The organism is Sphingobium sp. SG1 (assembly GCF_057063145.1).
Window position 1 is genome coordinate 1 of the sequence record NZ_JBVVOJ010000057.1, and the last position, 1,854, is coordinate 1,854.

A 1,854-nucleotide genomic window follows, 5' to 3' on the forward strand; every position below is an offset into this window, starting at 1 on the left:
CAAGATCTCCGGGTTGTCTGCAAAACCCCCGGAATCACACGAACCTCAGCCGCTCAACCCCTTTCGAAACGGCCTCTCAGAGCGTGTCGTCGGGAATGTCCGCAATCGTCGGACAACCTCCCGAAGCCGACCGTCGCAAATGTCCCATCCCTTGCCGTTAGCAGCCCCACTGAAACCCGTCCCAAACTGATAAAAGTAATCCGGCCGGAAAAAATCTCCCGGCAGGACCATAGTTCAGGGAGGTGCCGCTCCAAGGGGGAGGGGAGCGACAGGCTTGATGTGATGGGCATCGATGACCTTATAATGACGGCGTGTTTTGCCGCTTGTCGGCATCCTCGACCGTCCAGAACATGGGATTGCGCATCCAGTCATTGATGGCGGATTCTCGCCATCCCATGCAGCGCGTGGCGATACGGACCTGCTTGGGAAAGGTTCCGGCCTGGACCTTGCGATAGAGTGTCGCCCGGCTGAGCCCGGTCCGGTCGAGGACCGTATTGAGCCGGATTATGCGATCGGGTGGCTGAGAGATCATGGTCGTTTTCCATCTCTTGAGTGGTGACATGAGCGCGCCTGATCCCAAGGATTGTTTGGCGGTCGCCGCACGTCAACCGCCTGAGAATGGGCCAATTCGGCCTTGTCGAACCCCGGCAAGCCGAGGCGCACCCAGGCGCACAAACGGCCATCAAAATATTTTGATGATGTCTGGCTGATGCCTCGCCGGCTCTGCCAGCTGAGACGCTTTGAGATGTTTGACTGGGTGTCTGCAGCGCGCGCGGCGGGCCCCGCGCATATAATCTGATTCGGGGTTCTGGGCGTCCCTGCGTGCCGCCATGCGGTCATCGCGCTTTGCGCGATGGCGTTGGCCTCCGGCATCGGACGGGCAAAGGCGGGCGTCGCTTGTCCCTAGCCCCGCCTCGGCGCCCTGCAACCCCGGCTCCGCCGGGGTCCTCCATGTTCATTGCGGCCCTGCGGGTGCAGGCCGCCGCTCCCGGCGGCGCTGATGGACCGCTCCTGCCACCCGCCTTCGCCCTTCCGGCGCCGGTTGCGGTGTGAAGAAGGAGTAAGGAACATGGGTAATACCGAGCGTCAGAGCATTTATGGCGAAGTCACCTCCCGGATCATCGCGGAACTGGAGGCGGGGCATCTTCCCTGGGTGAAGCCATGGGACAGCAGCGCCTGTCCCTGCACCATGCCGCAGAATGCCGTCACCGGGCGGCGCTATTCAGGCATCAACATCCTGATCCTGTGGGCCACCGTGATCGAGCGCGGCTTTACCGGACAGCGCTGGCTGACCTATCGGCAGGCCGAGGCGGCTGGCGGCCATGTCCGCAAGGGCGAGAAGGGCAGTGTCATCTGCTATGCGGATCGTTTCGTTCCCAAGGCCGAGGAAGAGCGGGCAGGGCAGGAGGATCGCGAGGCAAGGACGATTGCGTTTCTCAAGCGCTTCACTGTGTTCAACGTCGACCAGTGCGAGGGGCTGCCCGAAGAGCTGTCCCATGTGCCTGAACTGCCCGGGCCACTGGTGTCGATCGCCGAGGCCGACAGCCTCATCCGAAACAGCGGTGCGGACTTCCGCATCGGCGGCGGCGAAGCCTATTATTCTCCGTCTGGTGATTATGTCGCGGTGCCACCACAGGCGGCTTTCCATGAGCCGATCAACTGGTTTCGCACGGCACTTCACGAGATGGGTCATTGGACGGGCCATCGCAGCCGGTTGGCGCGCGATCAGTCGGGCGGGTTCGGTTCAACGCTCTATGCAAAAGAGGAACTGGTTGCCTTATCTGGACAGTCTGCACCGTGCCTGACGCACCATTGAACGGTATGTTCTTGGTACAACGCAGGGGGGCATCAGGC

Annotated in this window: 2 protein-coding genes; one reads left to right on the plus strand and one right to left on the minus strand. The window is 62.0% G+C overall.

From position 1 onward, the window contains the following. Window positions 1–298: 298 nt before the first annotated feature. Complete coding sequence (locus AC0KVN_RS27515; protein ID WP_136186955.1) at window positions 299–532, minus strand: helix-turn-helix transcriptional regulator; 234 nt, start codon at window positions 530–532, stop codon at window positions 299–301. A 537-nt stretch (window positions 533–1,069) separates the two neighbouring features. Between AC0KVN_RS27515 and AC0KVN_RS27520 the strand changes: the two genes are divergently transcribed. Beyond that, window positions 1,070–1,816, plus strand: a complete 747-nt coding sequence (locus AC0KVN_RS27520) for an ArdC family protein (RefSeq protein WP_483656815.1) — start codon at window positions 1,070–1,072, stop codon at window positions 1,814–1,816. The last annotated feature ends 38 nt before the right edge of the window (window positions 1,817–1,854 follow it).

What these genes read in the sequence shown, in the direction of transcription:
- AC0KVN_RS27515 (WP_136186955.1), bottom strand. Translation starts at nt 532, where the DNA reads ATGATCTCTCAGCCACCCGATCGCATAATCCGGCTCAATACGGTCCTC.
- AC0KVN_RS27520 (WP_483656815.1), top strand. Translation starts at nt 1,070, where the DNA reads ATGGGTAATACCGAGCGTCAGAGCATTTATGGCGAAGTCACCTCCCGG.